Origin of the sequence: Streptomyces sp. NBC_01283 (genome assembly GCF_041435335.1) — a bacterium.
Lineage (GTDB): Bacteria > Actinomycetota > Actinomycetes > Streptomycetales > Streptomycetaceae > Streptomyces.
This window is the reverse complement of sequence record NZ_CP108430.1, coordinates 4585077-4600404: the sequence shown is the minus strand read 5'-3', so window position 1 is coordinate 4600404 and position 15328 is coordinate 4585077. Positions and strand designations below refer to the sequence as shown.

The following is a 15328-nucleotide window of genomic DNA, read 5'->3' as shown; positions in this document are numbered from 1 at the left end:
CCGCGCACCGGCCCGACGGTCTGTCCTTGCTGTGCCCGCCGTTTCTGACGGGTCGTCAAGATAGAACAGGTTCTACGGGAAGGGAACAGTGGCGGTCCTCCGAGCCGCTGGAGCACTCAGCGGTCGAAGTCCAGCTCCACCGTGTCCGTGGCCGGATGGGACTGGCACGCGAGCACATACCCCGCCTCGGTCTCCTCCGGCTCCAGCGCGAAGTTGCGGTCCATCCGCACCTCGCCCGAGACCCGGAAGGCCCGGCAGGTCCCGCACACCCCGCCCTTGCAGGCGTAGGGAGCGTCCGCGCGGTTGCGCAGCACGGTGTCGAGGAGGGATTCCCCGTCCTGTACCGGCCACGTGCCGGAGCGCCCGTCGAGCGTCACCGTCACGGTGCTGTGCGCGGGGGCGGCCGTCGCGGCTGCGGGTGCCGGGGCGGTGAGGCCGCCGTCCACGTGGAATATCTCCTCGTGGATGCGCTGCCTTGGCACGCCCAGTCCGCGCAGTGTCTTCTCCGCGCCCTGCACCAGACCGAACGGGCCGCACAGGAACCAGCCCGCGACCTCCTCGACGGACAGCAGCGCAGGCAGCAGGCTGCCGAGCCGCTCCTCGTCGAGCCGTCCGGAGTCGAGACCGGACTGCTGCTCCTCCCGGGAGAGCACGGTGACCAGCTGGAACCGGTCCGGCCAGCGGTCCTTGAGGTCGGCGACCTCCTCCAGGAACATCGTCGACGCGGCGGTGCGATCGCTTCGGATGAGACAGAACGTGGCCTGCGGTTCGCGTTCGAGGAGCGTCGTGACGATGGAGAGCACCGGGGTGATCCCGCTGCCGCCGACGACCGCCGCATAGCGCCCGGGTGCCGGATCCAGCGTGAAGCGCCCGGCCGGGGTCATGACTTCGAGTTCATCGCCGACGGCGATTTCCTTCAGGGCGTACGTCGAGAAGGCGCCGCCTTCGACGAAGCGCACCCCGACCCGCAGGGTCCGCGGCTCCGTGGGGCTTTCGGGGCGGGGCGCCGGTGCGCAGATCGAGTACGTACGCCGGATCTCGGTGCCGTCGACGAAGCGGCGGAGGGCGAGGTGCTGGCCCGGCACGAAGCGGTACTCCTCGCGCAGGGCGGGGGGCACGTCGAAGGTCAGCGTCACGGAGTCGTCGGTGAGCCGCTCGACCGCCGCTATCCGGAGCTGGTGGAAGCGTGCCATCACAACTCCTTGAAGTGGTCGAACGGTTCCCGGCAGGAGACGCATCGGCGCAGGGCCTTGCAGGCCGTCGACGAGAAACGGCTGAGCAGCTCGGTGTCGGTCGAGCCGCAGTGCGGGCAGCGGACCGAGAGGGTGAGGGGTATCGGCCCGCCCGCGCTGTGCGGGCGCGGGGGCGCTATGCCGAACTCCGCCAGTTTGCGGCGGCCCTCGGCGCTGATGTCGTCCGTCGACCAGGCGGGGGAGAGCACGGTACGCACGGAGACCTCCGCCATGCCGCGCGCACGCAGGACCTGCTCGATGTCGGCGGTCATGGCCTCGATGGCCGGACAGCCGGTGTACGTGGGGGTCAGCTCGACGTCGACCTTGCCGATGCCGCGGACGTGCACGCCGCGCAGCACCCCGAGCTCGGCCAGCGTGATGACCGGCAGCTCCGGGTCGGGCACGGAGCCCGCGAGGGCCAGGAGCTCCTCCTCCAGGGCGGTGGTCACCATGACGCCCCCGGGTGGCTGCGGTGCAGGTGCTGCATCTCGGCGAGCATCCGCCCGAAGGATTCGGTGTGCAGGCCCTGGCGGCCCGCACCGGCGGCCCAGGCCCCTTCCTGCGGGCCGGTGGGCACGGTCAGGGTCGCCTTCTCGATGACGGAGGTCACCGAAGCCGTCCAACTCGATTGCAGCGCTGCCCAGTCGAGGCCCGCGGAGCCGTCCGCGCCGTCGAGGCCCTCCACCGGCTGGAACATCTCGCCGGTGAACCGCCAGAGCGCGTCGAGCCCGCGCTGCATCCGCTCATGGCTCTCCGCCGTGCCGTCGCCGAGCCGCAGCGTCCATTGCTCCGCGTGGTCCTGGTGGTAGGCGACTTCCTTGACCGCCTTCGCCGCCAGCGGGGCGAACGTGCCCTCTCCGCTCGCCAACTGGCCGTACAGCAGCGTTTGGTACGTGGAGAAGTAGAGCTGGCGGGCGATGGTGTGGGCGAAGTCGCCGTTCGGCTGCTCGACGAGCTGGAGGTTGCGGAAGGCGCGCTCCTCGCGGAGGTAGGCCAGTTCGTCCTCGTCCCCGGCCAGGGAGAGCAGGACGCGGGCCTGGCCGAGCAGGTCGAGGGCGATGTTCGCCAGGGCGACCTCTTCCTCGAGGACGGGCGCGTGGCCCGCCCACTCCCCCAGCCGGTGCGAGAGCACCAGTGCGTCATCGCCCAGGGCGAGGGCGGTGGCGGTGGCCGTCGGGGCCAGCGGCGCGGTCACAGGTGCTTCACCCCGTCCGGGATGTCGTAGAAGGTCGGGTGGCGGTAGGGCTTGTCGCCCGCCGGTTCGAAGAAGGAGTCCTTCTCGTCGGGCGAGGAGGCGGTGATCTGGGTGGACGGCACGACCCAGATCGAGACGCCTTCGCTTCTGCGGGTGTACAGATCGCGGGCGTTGCGCAGGGCCATTTCCGCGTCCGGCGCGTGCAGGCTGCCCGCGTGGGTGTGGGAGAGCCCGCGGCGGGAGCGCACGAACACCTCCCACAGCGGCCAGTCGGTCGAGCTGCTCATGCCTTCGCCTCCCCGTGCTTGGCGGCGAACGCCGCTGCTGCCTCGCGCACCCACGCGCCTTCTTCGTGTGCGCTCCTGCGCTGCGTGATCCGCTGTTCGTTGCAGGGGCCGTTCCCCTTCAGGACCGCCCAGAACTCCGTCCAGTCGATCGCGCCGAAGTCGTGCTGTCCCCGCTCCTCGTTCCACACGAGGTCCGGGTCGGGGAGCGTGAGTCCCAGGGACTCGGCCTGGGGGACGCAGATGTCCACGAAGCGCTGGCGCAGCTCGTCGTTCGAGTGGCGCTTGATCTTCCAGATCATCGACTGCTCGGAGTGCGACGACTCGTCGTCGGGCGGGCCGAACATCATCAGGGACGGCCACCACCAGCGGTCCACGGCGTCCTGCGCCATCGCGTGCTGGGCCTCGGTGCCCCGGCTGAGGGCGAGCAGGGACTCATATCCCTGGCGCTGGTGGAACGACTCCTCCTTGCAGACGCGGACCATCGCGCGGGCATAGGGGCCGTACGAACAGCGGCAGAGCGGGACCTGGTTCGTGATCGCGGCGCCGTCCACCAGCCAGCCGATCGCGCCGACGTCGGCCCAGGTCAGCGTCGGGTAGTTGAAGATCGATGAGTACTTCTGGCGGCCCGAGTGCAGCTTGTCGAGCAGCTCGTCCCGGCTGGTGCCCAGGGTCTCGGCCGCGCTGTACAGATACAGGCCGTGGCCGGCCTCGTCCTGGACCTTGGCCATCAGGATCGCCTTGCGCCGCAGGGACGGGGCGCGCGTGATCCAGTTGGCCTCCGGCTGCATGCCGATGATCTCGGAGTGCGCGTGCTGCGCTATCTGCCTGACCAGCGAGGCGCGATAGGCGTCGGGCATCCAGTCCCGCGGCTCGATGCGCTCGTCGGCCGCGACGGCGGCGTCGAAGGCCGCCTCGTGCTCCGCCGTGCGTGCGGCGTCGGCCGCTGCCTGGTCCGGCTCGGACCGGGCCGTCTGATGCTCGGCTGCTGTCGCCATCGCGGTCCCCCTCGACCTTTAGCTAGCTACCGACCGATCGTTCGGTTCGTGGAATTCAATGGTGCGGCTCAGCGCCATAAGGTGTCAACCCTGTGGATAACTTCACGGACGCTGTGCCTGGCGCGCAGGCATGAGTACCGTTCCGCTGCGACGGGCGGGCAGAGAGCCGTGTGACGAGCGGGCCGACAGGCGCATCACCGTGCGGGATCGGGAATCGGGGCGGAATGGACGCGAACGACAGCAACGCGAGCGAGCCGCCGTCCCCATCCTTCGACACCGTGCCCCCGCCCCCGGACGGCACCACCGCCGCCCCGCCGGCCCCCGGCATCGTGCCCGCACCCGCACCAGCGCCCCGCATCGGCATCGCCGTCCTCTCCCCGCGCTACCAGGTGGCGGCCGCCCTCGCGCTCGCACTCATCGCCGTCACGGCCTGCGTCCACGTCGGGATGCTCTTCCTCCACGTCGCCCCCGCGAACACCATGACCAAGCAGCACGGGCAGGCCGTCGACGACTGGATCTACCCGGAGTTCGAACAGAACTGGAAGCTCTTCGCGCCCAATCCGATGCAGCAGAACATCGCGGTGCAGGCCCGCGCCCAGATCCGTACGAAAGACGGAACCACCCGGACCACCGGCTGGTACGACCTCTCCGCACGCGACGGCGCCGCCATCGACGGCAATCTGCTGCCCAGCCACACGCAGCAGAACGAACTGCGCAGGGCCTGGGACTTCTACGTCGCCGCCCACGACACGCAGAATCGTCCCCGCGGCCTGCGCGGACAGCTCTCGGAGCGCTACATCCGCCGCATCGCGATGATGCGCGTCGAGCGTGAGGGGGCCCTGGACCGGGGCGCCACCGTCGAGCGCGTCCAGGTCCGCTCCAGAACCACGAACGTGCCGCCCCCCGAGTGGAGCGATGAGAAAGTCACGACGAAACCGGCGCTCCGCCAGCTGCCGTGGTGGTCCGTGACGCCCGACGACATGCCCCTGGGCAAGGCTCAGGGAACCGAGGGGGACGCCCGATGAACCGCTTCGGCTCCCTGCTCGGGCGCGGCATCGAACGGATCACCGCGTCCGCTCTCGGCCCCTATCAGACCGCCGTGATCCGCATCGGATTCGCCGCCACCTGGCTGCTCTTCCTGCTGCGCGAACTCCCCCACCGCCATGAGCTCTACGGGCCCGACGGCCCGTGGAACTGGGACATGGCCCAGCAGCTCATCGCGGAGAACGACGCCTTCACGGTCCTGATGTGGTCCGACGGACGTCTCTGGTTCGAGGTCGTCTACGCGCTCGCCGTCCTCAGCAGCGTCCTGCTGGTGGTCGGCTGGCGCACCCGCACGGTGTCCGTGCTCTTCATGATCGGCGTGCTCTCGCTGCAGAACCGCTCCATCTTCATGGGCGACGGCGGTGACAACGTCATCCACCTCATGGCCACCTACCTGGTGTTCACGCGCTGCGGCCAGGTCTGGTCGCTCGACGCCCGGCGCGCGGCACGCGCGCGTAGGGCGCCTGCCGAGCAGGGGGAGGCACCGCTCGACCTGGCGAAGACGGCCGGCCCCGTCGACAAGGCCGACCGGACCGGCCCTGTCCTGTGGTGGGTCCTGGGGCTCGCTCTCTCCGTGGTGACGTTCATGGGGGAGCTCAGCGGGGGCTGGCTGCTGGTCTTCTGGGGGCTGTGGCTCGCGCACGGCCTGTGGTGGGCCGTCGGACGGCGCGCGCCCGACAGCGAGGCGCGCGAGCTGCTCGACGTCATCGTCAGGCTCGCGCACAACGCCGCACTGCTGGTGATCATGGTCGAGGCGTGTCTGATCTACGCGACGGCCGGCTGGTACAAGATCCAGGGCAGCCGCTGGCAGGACGGCACGGCCGTCTACTACCCGCTGCGCCTGGACTACTTCTCCCCCTGGCCCGCGCTCTCCGACCTGCTCGCCTCGCACGGCCTCATGGTGATGCTGGTGACGTACGGGACGGTTGCCATGCAGGTCGCCTTCCCCTTCACCCTCTTCAACAGGCGGGTCAAGAACGTCCTCCTGGCCGCCATGATCTTCGAGCACGCGGTCATCGCGGTCGTCCTCGGCCTGCCGTTCTTCTCGCTCGCGATGATCGCGGCCGACGCGGTGTTCCTGCCGACGTCGTTCCTGCGCCGCGTCGGCGGATGGGCCACGCGCGCGCGTGACGCGCTGTTCTCGCGGTTTCCGCGCGGCAGGGCGGTGCCGGGGCAGCGCGGGGCGGACGAGGAACCGGCCCCGGAATCCGCCGAGCACGCGCGCGTAGGCTTTCCTTCGTGAACGGGACGTGTGCGGGATGAACGGGACGCGGCAGAGTGACCCGGACGACGCCGTCCGTGCCTGGCGAGGGCTCGCCGGCACCTCGGTGCTGCTCGACGGCTTCCACGCCATCAAGCACGCGTTGCGCTTCGAAGCACTCATCCCCTCGGCGCTGACCAGCGACAAGGCCGCCGTCCTCGCCCTCGCCGACGAGCTCGCGCCCGATGTGAAGGACGCCCTCGACACGCTCCTCGTCCAGGTCCCGGACGCCACCCTGCGCGCCCTTGTGCCGCGTCTGCACCCCACGGGGGTGGCCGCTCTCGCGGTACGGCCGTCCCGGGCGGCCAACCTCGACGCCCTGGCCCGCATGCCGAGGACCGCGCCGGTCGTCGTCCTCGACGATCCGCGCAATCTGGGCAACGCCGGGGCCGTGATCCGGCTCGCCGCGGGCTTCGGGGCGACAGGCGTCGTCACGACCGGCACGCTCGACCCGTGGCACCCCACGGTCGTGCGCGGTGGCGCGGGCCTGCACTTCGCCACGGCCGTCGAGCGGATGGACGTAGACGAGCTGCCGCAGGGCCCGGTGTACGCGCTCGACGCGGAGGGCGTGGACATCCGCGGCCTCAAGCTGCCGGACGACGCCGTGCTGGCCTTCGGGTCCGAGCGGAGCGGCCTGTCCGCGCGGCTGAGGGAGCGCGCCGACCACTTGGTGTCCCTGCCGATGCGGCCCCAGGTCTCCAGCTACAACCTGGCCACCAGTGTCGGGATGACGCTCTTCCACTGGTCGGCGGGCAGGCCCCCGGGCGCGGAGGCCTGAACCCGCCGTCAGGCGTCAGGAATCAGGCGTCCCTGCGGATCTCCACCACACGGAAGCGGTTGGCCACGAAGGCGCCGTCGCACAGGGCGGCGTTCGCGGCCGGGTTGCCGCCCGAGCCGTGGAAGTCCGAGAACGCCGCCGTCTGGTTCACATAGACGCCGCCCGTGAGGTTCAAGGAGAGCTGGGCGCACTCCTCCAGGCAGGTCTCCTCCACGGCGTCGGACACCTCGTCCGACGTCGTGTACGCGCCGACCGTCATCGCGCCCTTGTCGCGCACCGTGCGGCGCAGCAAGTCCACGGCGTCCGAGGACGAGTCGACCGCGACCGCGAAGGAGACGGGCCCGAAGCACTCGTTCAGATAGACCGCCTCGGAGTCCGGCTTCGCGCCGTCCAGCTTGACGATGACCGGGGTGCGGACCACGGCGTCCGGGAACTCCGGGTTGGCGATCTCCCGTGAGGGGAGAGCCACTTCGCCGAGTCCGGACGCGGCCTCCAGGCGGGCCTTCACATCCGGGTTGACCAGGGCGCCGAGGATGCCGTTCGCCCGTGCGTCGTCGCCGAGCAGGCCGTTCACCGACGCGGCGAGGTCGGACACCACGTCGTCGTACGACTTCGCGCCGGCGTCCGTCGTGATGCCGTCCCGGGGGATCAGGAGGTTCTGCGGGGTCGTGCACATCTGGCCGCTGTAGAGGGACAGGGAGAAGGCCAGGTTGGACAGCATCCCCTTGTAGTTGTCCGTCGAGTCGACGACGACCGTGTTCACGCCGGCCTTCTCCGTGTAGACCTGCGCCTGGCGGGCGTTGGTCTCCAGCCAGTCACCGAAGGCCGTCGAACCCGTGTAGTCGATGATCTTGACCTCGGGGCGGACGGCGAGGGTCTTGGCGATGCCTTCGCCCGGCCGCTCGGCGGCCAGGCACACCAGGTTCGGGTCGAAGCCCGCGTCGGTGAGGGCCTCGCGCGCGATGCGCACCGTCAGCGCGAGCGGGAGCACCGCGCGCGGGTGGGGCTTGACCAGCACGGGGTTGCCGGTGGCCAGGGAGGCGAACAGGCCCGGATAGCCGTTCCACGTCGGGAAGGTGTTGCAGCCGATCAGGAGCGCGATGCCGCGCCCCACGGGCGTGAAGCGCTTGTCCAGGGCGATCGGGTCGCGCTTGCCCTGGGGCTTGGACCACTCCGCGTTGTCGGGGGTGCGGGCCTGCTCCACGTACGCGTACGCCACCGCTTCGAGGCCGCGGTCCTGGGCGTGCGGGCCGCCCGCCTGGAAGGCCATCATGAAGGCCTGGCCGCTGGTGTGCATGACCGCGTGCGCCAGCTCGTGCGTGCGCGCGCTGATGCGCGACAGGACCTCCAGACAGACCATCGCGCGCACTTCCGCGCCCGCGTCGCGCCAGGCGCGCATTCCGGTGCGCATGGCGGGCAGCAGCGTGTCGATGTCCGGGTGGGGGTACGTGATGCCCAACTCGGGCCCGTACGGAGAGACTTCCGCGCCCGTCCAGTCGTCCGTGCCCGGTTGGTCGAGCTCGAAGCGGCTGCCCAGGAGCGCGTCGAAGGCGGCCTTGCCCTCGGGCAGACTCAGGCTGCCGTTCTCTCCATAGGCCTTGGGGTGCTCGGGGTGCGGCGACCAGTACGCGCGCGTGCGGATCGTCTCCAGCGCCTGGTCGAGTGTGGGCCGGTGCGTGGCGATCAGCTGGTGCGCGGTGAGTTCGGCGGCCATATCGGACCAACTCCTCGTCGAGCCGGCTCTTCGTCGAGCCGGCGAGCTGGGCAGGGCAGTGGGCAGGAACGGACAGACAGAGCTAGAGTAACCGAACGATCGGTCGGGACAAGGGGGTCCGCCGAACCTGTGGACAACTTCTCGCCGGGCACCCCCGCACCCTCCGGCGGACACCTCGTGCGGGAGGATCGCGAGCATGACAGCACTCGAGCTCAGCAGCCCCGTTGCCGTGGTCGGCACCGGCACCATGGGTCAGGGCATCGCCCAGGTCGCCCTGCTGGCGGGCCACCCCGTGCGGCTGTACGACGCCGTGGAGGGCCAGGCCAAGGCCGCGGCCGCCGCGATCGCCGCACGCCTGGACCGGCTGGTCGAGAAGGGCAGGCTCACCGCCGGTGACCGGTCCGCCGCGGGGGAGCGCCTCGCGCCGGTCGAGAGCCTCGCCGAGCTGGCCGGGTGCGGACTCGTCGTCGAGGCGATCCTGGAGCAACTGGCCGTAAAACAGAGCCTCTTCGAAGAGCTGGAAGAGATCGTCGCCGAGGACTGTCTGCTCGCCACGAACACGTCCTCCCTCTCCGTCACCGCCATCGCGGGCACCCTCAAGAAGCCCGGCCGCTTCGTCGGCCTGCACTTCTTCAACCCCGCCCCGCTCCTCCCCCTCGTCGAGGTCGTCAGCGGATTCGCGACCGACGAAACGGCCGCCACGCGCGCGTACGAGACGGCGCGGGCCTGGGGCAAGACGCCGGTGCGCAGCGCGGACACCCCCGGCTTCATCGTCAACCGGATCGCCCGCCCCTTCTACGCGGAGGCGCTGCGCCTCCACGAGGAGGGGGCCGCCGACCCGGCCACCATCGACGCCGTCCTTCGCGAGTGCGGCGGCTTCAAGATGGGCCCCTTCGAGCTCACGGACCTCATCGGCCAGGACGTGAACGAGGCCGTCACCCGCTCCGTGTGGGAGTCCTTCTTCCAGGACCCCAAGTTCACGCCGTCACTCGCCCAGCGCCGCCTCGTCGAATCCCGCCGCCTGGGCCGCAAGTCGGGGCAGGGCTGGTACGCGTACGGCGACGACGCCCCGCGCGCGGAGCCGCACACGGCGGCGCCCGCACCGGCCCCGGCGTCCGTCGCGGTGCACGGTGACCTGTTCCAGGCGCACGACCTTGCCGGGCTGATCGACGACGCCGGGATCGGCCTCGTGCACAAGGAGCCCTTCGACCCCGGCCGCCCCGGCTGGATCGAACTGCCCAGCGGCGTGCGGATGTTCCTGAGCGACGGTTCCACCGGGAACGACGCCGAGACCGCGGTGGTCCAGTTCGATCTCGCGCTGGACTACCGTTCCGCGACCAGGATCGCCCTGGCTCCCTCCGTGGCGGTGAGCGAGGAGCAGCTCCAGGAGGCCGTGGGCCTCTTCCAGGCGCTGGGCAAGCAGGTCAGCGTCATCGCCGATGCCCCGGGGATGATCGTGGCCCGTACCGTCGCCATGCTCGTCGACTTCGCCCAGGACGCCGTCGCGCGCGGTGTCGCCAGCAGAGAAGACATCGACACGGCGATGCTCCTGGGCGTCAATTACCCCCGCGGACCCCTCGCATGGGGCGACGCGCTCGGCGCGCACTGGGCCATCGACACCCTGGAATGCCTGCACCAGGAGTACCCCGCCGGCCGCTACGCGCCGTCCCAGGCGCTGCGCCGCGCGGCAGCGCGAGAGGACCTCAACGCATGAACACCACCAGGCGCGACACGTACACCCCGGAGACCCTCCTGACGGTGGCGGTCCGGATCTTCAACGAGCGCGGGTACGACGGCACCTCCATGGAGCACCTCTCCAAGGCGGCCGGCATCTCCAAGTCGTCGATCTACCACCACGTCTCCGGCAAGGAGGAACTGCTGCGCCGCGCGGTGAGCCGGGCGCTCGACGGGCTCTTCGGGATCCTCGCCGAGGAGCACGCGCGCGTGGGCACCGCCGTGCAGCGCCTGGAGCACGTAACACGGCGCACCGTCGAGGTGCTGATCGCCGAACTGCCCTATGTGACGCTGCTGCTGCGCGTGCGGGGCAACACGGACACCGAGCGGTGGGCCATGGAGCGGCGCAGGGAGTTCGACCAGCAGGTCGCCGATCTGCTCAAGGAAGCCGTCGCCGACGGCGACCTGCGCTCCGACGTCGAGCTGCGCCTCGCCACCCGGCTGCTCTTCGGCATGATCAACTCCATCGTGGAGTGGTACCGCCCCGACGCCCGGGGTGCCTCCTCGGGCGAGCAGGTCGCCGACGCCGTGGTCCAGATGGCCTTCGCGGGGCTGCGCAGCGGGATCTGACGGTCAGCTCTCCGGTTCCAGGTCGTCCTCCTCGAAGACCAGCAACGTACGCGTGCTGAGCACTTCGGGGATGGACTGCAGCCGGGTCAGGACCAGCTCGCGCAGCGCGCGGTTGTCCGGCGTGTGCACCAGGAGCAGCACGTCGAAGTCGCCGCTGACCAGCGCGATGTGAGAGGCCCCCGGCAGCGTGCGCAGATGCTCGCGGACCGTGCGCCAGGTGTTCTGGACGATCTTGAGCGTGATGTACGCGGAAGCGCCCTGACCTGCTCGTTCATGGTTGATACGGGCGCCGAATCCGCGGATGACCCCGTCGTCGATGAGGCGGTTGATGCGCGCGTACGCGTTGGCGCGCGACACGTGCACCCGCTCGGCCACGGCCCGTATCGACGCGCGACCGTCCGTGTGCAGGATCTGCAGGATGTCGCGGTCGATCGAGTCCAGCGGCCGGGGCAGGGGCTCCTGGCGGTCGCCGGACCGGCCCTCCGGGCGATCACCGTCGCGTCCGTCGGCCATTCGTTCAGATGCCATGTCCCCCCGCCTCCCTACCATGGACGTACTGCATCCATCCCAGGCTGTGCAGAACCGTTTGTCCACAGCCCGGAGGTGCCTGTAGCCAAAATGTGCCGACGACCGAACAATCGGTAGGTGAGGCGCCTCACATTGCCGCGCCTCTTTTGCCGCTCCCAAGAGGAGATCGCTTCCACATGGAGGTGCCGACATGACGGTCATGGAGCAGCGGGGCGTCTACCGGCCCACCCCGCCACCCGCATGGCAGCTCAGGACCGATCCCGCCCCGCTGCTGCCCGACGCCGAGCCGTATCGCGTCCTGGGCACCGAGGCCGCGGGCAAGGCCGACGAGGAGCTCCTGGGCCGCCTGTACGCACAGCTGGTGCGCGGACGGCGGTACAACACGCAGGCGACCGCCCTCACCAAGCAGGGCAGGCTCGCCGTCTACCCCTCCAGCACCGGCCAGGAGGCGTGTGAGGTCGCCGCCGCGCTCGTCCTGGAGGAGCGGGACTGGCTCTTCCCCAGCTACCGGGACACGCTCGCCGCGGTCGCCCGCGGCCTCGACCCCGTCCAGGCGCTGACCCTGCTGCGCGGCGACTGGCACACCGGCTACGACCCGCGTGAGTACCGCATAGCACCCCTGTGCACACCGCTGGCGACCCAGCTCCCGCACGCCGTGGGGCTCGCGCACGCCGCCCGCCTGAAGGGCGACGACGTGGTCGCGCTCGCCATGGTGGGCGACGGCGGCACCAGCGAGGGCGACTTCCACGAGGCGCTGAACTTCGCGGCCGTCTGGCAGGCGCCCGTCGTCTTCCTGGTGCAGAACAACGGCTTCGCGATCTCCGTGCCGCTCGACAAGCAGACGGCCGCCCCGTCCCTGGCCCACAAGGCCGTCGGGTACGGAATGCCGGGACGCCTGGTGGACGGCAACGACGCGGCGGCGGTGCACGAGGTGCTGAGCGAAGCGGTCTCCCGCGCGCGTGAGGGCGGCGGCCCCACGCTCGTCGAGGCGGTCACGTACCGCATGGAGGCTCATACGAACGCCGACGACGCCACGCGCTACCGCGGGGACGCCGAGGTCGAGGCCTGGCGCGCGCACGACCCGATCGTGCTCCTGGAGCGGGAGCTGACCGAGCGCGGCCTCCTCGACGAGGACCGGATGCGGGCGGCCCGCGACGACGCCGAGGCCATGGCGGCCGATCTGCGGGGGCGGATGAACCAGGACCCCGATCTCGACCCCATGGACCTCTTCCGCCATGTGTACGCCGAGCAGACCACACAACTGCGCGAGCAGGCAGCCCAGTTGCGGGCCGAGCTCGAGGCGTCGAACGAAGAGCACACAGACGGAACAGACGGCACGGACGGCGAGGAGAACGCGCGATGAGTACGGTCGCGGCCGAACGGGCCACCAAGAAGGCAGCCAAACCGGCCACCATGGCGCAGGCGCTCGGGCGCGCGCTGCGGGACTCCCTGGCCGAGGACCCGGCCGTGCATGTCCTCGGAGAGGACGTCGGGGCGCTCGGCGGAGTCTTCCGGGTCACCGACGGACTCACCAAGGAGTTCGGCGAGGACCGCTGTACGGACACCCCGCTCGCCGAGGCGGGCATCCTGGGCACGGCCGTCGGCATGGCGATGTACGGACTCCGGCCCGTCGTCGAGATGCAGTTCGACGCGTTCGCCTACCCCGCCTTCGAGCAGCTCATCTCCCATGTGGCGCGGATGCGGAACCGCACCAGGGGCGCGATGCCGATGCCCATCACGGTGCGCGTGCCCTACGGCGGCGGCATCGGCGGCGTCGAGCACCACAGCGACTCCTCCGAGGCGTATTACATGGCGACTCCGGGGCTGCATGTCGTCACGCCCGCCACGGTCGCCGACGCCTATGGCCTGCTGCGGGCCTCCATCGCCTCCGACGACCCGGTCGTCTTCCTGGAGCCGAAGCGCCTCTACTGGTCCAAGGCCGACTGGAACCCGGACGCGCCGCAGGCCGTTGAACCCATAGGCAAGGCAGTGGTGCGGCGCACCGGGCGCAGCGCCACGCTCCTCACGTACGGACCCTCCGTGCCTGTCTGCATGGAGGCGGCGGAGGCCGCGGTGGCCGAGGGCTGGGACCTCGAAGTGGTCGATCTGCGCTCGCTCGTCCCCTTCGACGACGAGACGGTGGCGGCCTCCGTGCGGCGGACCGGGCGCGCGGTCGTCGTGCACGAGTCGGGCGGGTTCGGCGGACCCGGCGGAGAGATCGCCGCTCGCGTCACCGAGAGGTGCTTCCACCACCTGGAGGCGCCGGTGCTGCGCGTCGCCGGCTTCGACATTCCCTATCCGCCGCCGATGCTCGAGCGGCATCATCTGCCGGGCGTGGACCGGATCCTGGACGCGGTCGCACGGTTGCAGTGGGAGGCGGACAACTGATGGCGCCCGGTCTGAGTGTGAACAGCCGCGAGTTCAAGCTGCCCGATCTCGGTGAGGGGCTCACGGAGGCGGAGATCACCCGCTGGCTCGTGCAGGTCGGCGACGTCGTCGCCGTGGACCAGCCCGTCGTCGAGGTGGAGACGGCCAAGGCGATGGTGGAGGTGCCCTGCCCGTACGGAGGCGTGGTGACGGCCCGCTTCGGTGAGGAGGGGTCGGAACTGCCGGTGGGAGCACCGCTGTTGACGGTCGCCGTCGGCGCCCCCGCCGGAGACGGGGCTGCGGCTCAGGCTCCGGCGCCCGAGGAGCCGGCGGAGCGAGCCCTGCAGGCGGCTGCCGCCGAGGAGTCCTCCGGCAACGTCCTGGTCGGGTACGGCACGGCGGCGGCGCCCGCGCGGCGCAGGAGGGTGCGGGCGGGTGCCGTCACGAACGGCACCCCGAAGCCTGCCGTGCGACCCGCCGCGCTTGCCTCACCACTCCCGCCCGCCCCGCAGGAGCCCGCCGGGACATCTGTCGCCGCGGGCCCTGGCACCCTGCCGCGCCCGGACGGTCCGATACCGGTGATCTCCCCTCTCGTGCGCAAGCTGGCCCGTGAGAACGGGGTGGAGCTCCGCGAGCTGACGGGGACCGGCCCGGACGGGCTGATCATGCGCGCCGACGTGGAAGCGGCCATCGCGGCGGAGCTGGCCATAGCGGCGGAGCCGACGGCCGGGCCCGCGGCCTCGGTCACTCCCATCACCTCGGTCACCCACACGCCGGCGGCAGCGGGCACGGCGGCGGAAGAGCGCTATCCGCTGACCGGGATCCGTGGGCTCGTCGCGGACAAGATGTCCCGCAGCAGGCGCGAGATACCGGAAGCCACCTGCTGGGTCGACGCCGACGCGACGGAACTGCTCGCGGCGCGCGCCGCGATGAACGCCGCCGTCAAGCAGGGCGAGGGGCGCAAGATCTCGCTGCTCGCGCTGTTCGCCCGCATCAGCGTGGCCGCACTGGCCCGCTACCCGATGCTGAACTCCACCGTGGACATGGAGGCGCGCGAGGTGGTCCGGCTCGCCGACGTCCACCTGGGCTTCGCCGCGCAGACCGACCGCGGTCTGGTCGTCCCCGTGGTCCGGAACACGAACACGCGGACCACCGAATCGGTCAACGACGAGCTGATCCGGCTCACGGAGTCGGCGCGGGACGGAAAGCTGACGCCGGGGGAACTGACGGGCGGCACGTTCACGTTGAACAACTACGGGGTGTTCGGCGTCGACGGCTCCACGCCGATCATCAATCACCCCGAGGCGGCCATGCTCGGCGTGGGCCGGATCGTGCCCAAGCCATGGGTGCATCAAGGGGAGTTGGCGGTGCGGCACGTCGTGCAGCTCTCGCTCACCTTCGACCACCGGGTGTGCGACGGCGGCACCGCGGGCGGGTTCCTGCGGTTCGTGGCGGACTGCGTGGAGCAGCCCGCGGTCCTGCTGCGGACGGTGTGAGGGGGCCCGGGGCGGTGGTGTGAGCCCTGGCCCGGTGACGTGAGTCTGCGTGCAGCGGTGAACAGCGGCGGTGTGCGTCTGTATGCAGGGGTGAGTCTGCGTACAGGTGTGAGTCTGCGTACAGAGG

The 15328-nt window shown here is 70.9% G+C and carries 15 protein-coding genes; 8 read left to right on the top strand and 7 right to left on the bottom strand.

Annotated elements, in window-relative coordinates; all coding sequences use genetic code 11:
* Window positions 1–116 precede the first annotated feature (116 nt).
* Genes paaE through paaA form a run of 5 tightly spaced genes read right to left on the bottom strand, consistent with a single transcriptional unit; the run spans window position 117 to window position 3709 of the window.
* Window positions 117–1193 carry a 1,2-phenylacetyl-CoA epoxidase subunit PaaE gene (gene paaE / locus OG302_RS20915; RefSeq protein ID WP_371528172.1) on the bottom strand — a complete coding sequence of 359 codons (1077 nt, stop codon included), beginning with the start codon at window positions 1191–1193 and terminating at the stop codon, window positions 117–119.
* Window positions 1193–1684: a 1,2-phenylacetyl-CoA epoxidase subunit PaaD gene (gene paaD / locus OG302_RS20910; RefSeq protein WP_361829000.1), complete on the bottom strand. Its 492-nt coding sequence runs from the start codon at window positions 1682–1684 to the stop codon at window positions 1193–1195. The genes paaE and paaD overlap by 1 nt, the downstream gene beginning before the upstream one ends.
* Window positions 1678–2427 carry a 1,2-phenylacetyl-CoA epoxidase subunit PaaC gene (paaC, locus tag OG302_RS20905; protein ID WP_371528171.1) on the bottom strand — a complete coding sequence of 250 codons (750 nt, stop codon included), beginning with the start codon at window positions 2425–2427 and terminating at the stop codon, window positions 1678–1680. The genes paaD and paaC overlap by 7 nt, the downstream gene beginning before the upstream one ends.
* The gene (gene paaB / locus OG302_RS20900; RefSeq protein WP_160506146.1) at window positions 2424–2714 is read right to left on the bottom strand and encodes a 1,2-phenylacetyl-CoA epoxidase subunit PaaB; all 291 of its coding nucleotides are present in this window, start codon (window positions 2712–2714) and stop codon (window positions 2424–2426) included. Before paaB ends, paaC begins: the two co-directional genes overlap by 4 nt.
* Entirely contained in the window at window positions 2711–3709 is a 999-nt protein-coding gene (gene paaA / locus OG302_RS20895; RefSeq protein WP_371528170.1) for a 1,2-phenylacetyl-CoA epoxidase subunit PaaA, read from the bottom strand. Before paaA ends, paaB begins: the two co-directional genes overlap by 4 nt.
* 224 nt (window positions 3710–3933) lie before the next feature.
* Between paaA and OG302_RS20890 the strand changes: the two genes are divergently transcribed.
* From OG302_RS20890 to OG302_RS20880, 3 genes are read left to right on the top strand one after another with little or no spacing between them, the layout of a single operon-like run.
* Entirely contained in the window at window positions 3934–4734 is an 801-nt protein-coding gene (locus OG302_RS20890) for a DUF5819 family protein (RefSeq protein ID WP_371528169.1), read from the top strand.
* A complete protein-coding gene (locus tag OG302_RS20885) occupies window positions 4731–5996 on the top strand; it encodes an HTTM domain-containing protein (RefSeq protein WP_371528168.1) in 1266 nt (421 codons plus the stop codon). Before OG302_RS20890 ends, OG302_RS20885 begins: the two co-directional genes overlap by 4 nt.
* 16 nt (window positions 5997–6012) lie before the next feature.
* Entirely contained in the window at window positions 6013–6792 is a 780-nt protein-coding gene (locus OG302_RS20880; protein WP_371528167.1) for a TrmH family RNA methyltransferase, read from the top strand.
* 22 nt (window positions 6793–6814) lie between these two features.
* Here the strand turns inward: OG302_RS20880 and paaN are convergent, their stop codons facing one another.
* On the bottom strand, window positions 6815–8506 hold the full coding sequence (paaN, locus tag OG302_RS20875) for a phenylacetic acid degradation protein PaaN (protein WP_371528166.1): 1692 nt from the start codon (window positions 8504–8506) through the stop codon (window positions 6815–6817).
* 196 nt (window positions 8507–8702) lie between these two features.
* Here paaN and OG302_RS20870 point away from each other — a divergent pair, with 196 nt between their 5' ends.
* Window positions 8703–10220: a 3-hydroxyacyl-CoA dehydrogenase gene (locus tag OG302_RS20870; protein WP_371528165.1), complete on the top strand. Its 1518-nt coding sequence runs from the start codon at window positions 8703–8705 to the stop codon at window positions 10218–10220.
* A complete protein-coding gene (locus tag OG302_RS20865; RefSeq protein ID WP_371528164.1) occupies window positions 10217–10810 on the top strand; it encodes a TetR/AcrR family transcriptional regulator in 594 nt (197 codons plus the stop codon). The genes OG302_RS20870 and OG302_RS20865 overlap by 4 nt, the downstream gene beginning before the upstream one ends.
* A 3-nt stretch (window positions 10811–10813) precedes the next feature.
* Here OG302_RS20865 and OG302_RS20860 read toward each other — a convergent pair whose 3' ends face one another.
* A complete protein-coding gene (locus tag OG302_RS20860; RefSeq protein WP_371750181.1) occupies window positions 10814–11323 on the bottom strand; it encodes an Lrp/AsnC family transcriptional regulator in 510 nt (169 codons plus the stop codon).
* A 205-nt stretch (window positions 11324–11528) separates the two neighbouring features.
* Between OG302_RS20860 and pdhA the strand changes: the two genes are divergently transcribed.
* The 3 genes from pdhA to OG302_RS20845 are packed head-to-tail and all read left to right on the top strand — an operon-like array spanning window position 11529 to window position 15201.
* Complete coding sequence (gene pdhA, locus OG302_RS20855) at window positions 11529–12701, top strand: pyruvate dehydrogenase (acetyl-transferring) E1 component subunit alpha (RefSeq protein ID WP_371528163.1); 1173 nt, start codon at window positions 11529–11531, stop codon at window positions 12699–12701.
* Window positions 12698–13726, top strand: a complete 1029-nt coding sequence (locus tag OG302_RS20850; protein ID WP_361829016.1) for an alpha-ketoacid dehydrogenase subunit beta — start codon at window positions 12698–12700, stop codon at window positions 13724–13726. The genes pdhA and OG302_RS20850 overlap by 4 nt, the downstream gene beginning before the upstream one ends.
* On the top strand, window positions 13726–15201 hold the full coding sequence (locus OG302_RS20845) for a dihydrolipoamide acetyltransferase family protein (RefSeq protein ID WP_371528162.1): 1476 nt from the start codon (window positions 13726–13728) through the stop codon (window positions 15199–15201). Before OG302_RS20850 ends, OG302_RS20845 begins: the two co-directional genes overlap by 1 nt.
* Window positions 15202–15328 lie beyond the last annotated feature (127 nt).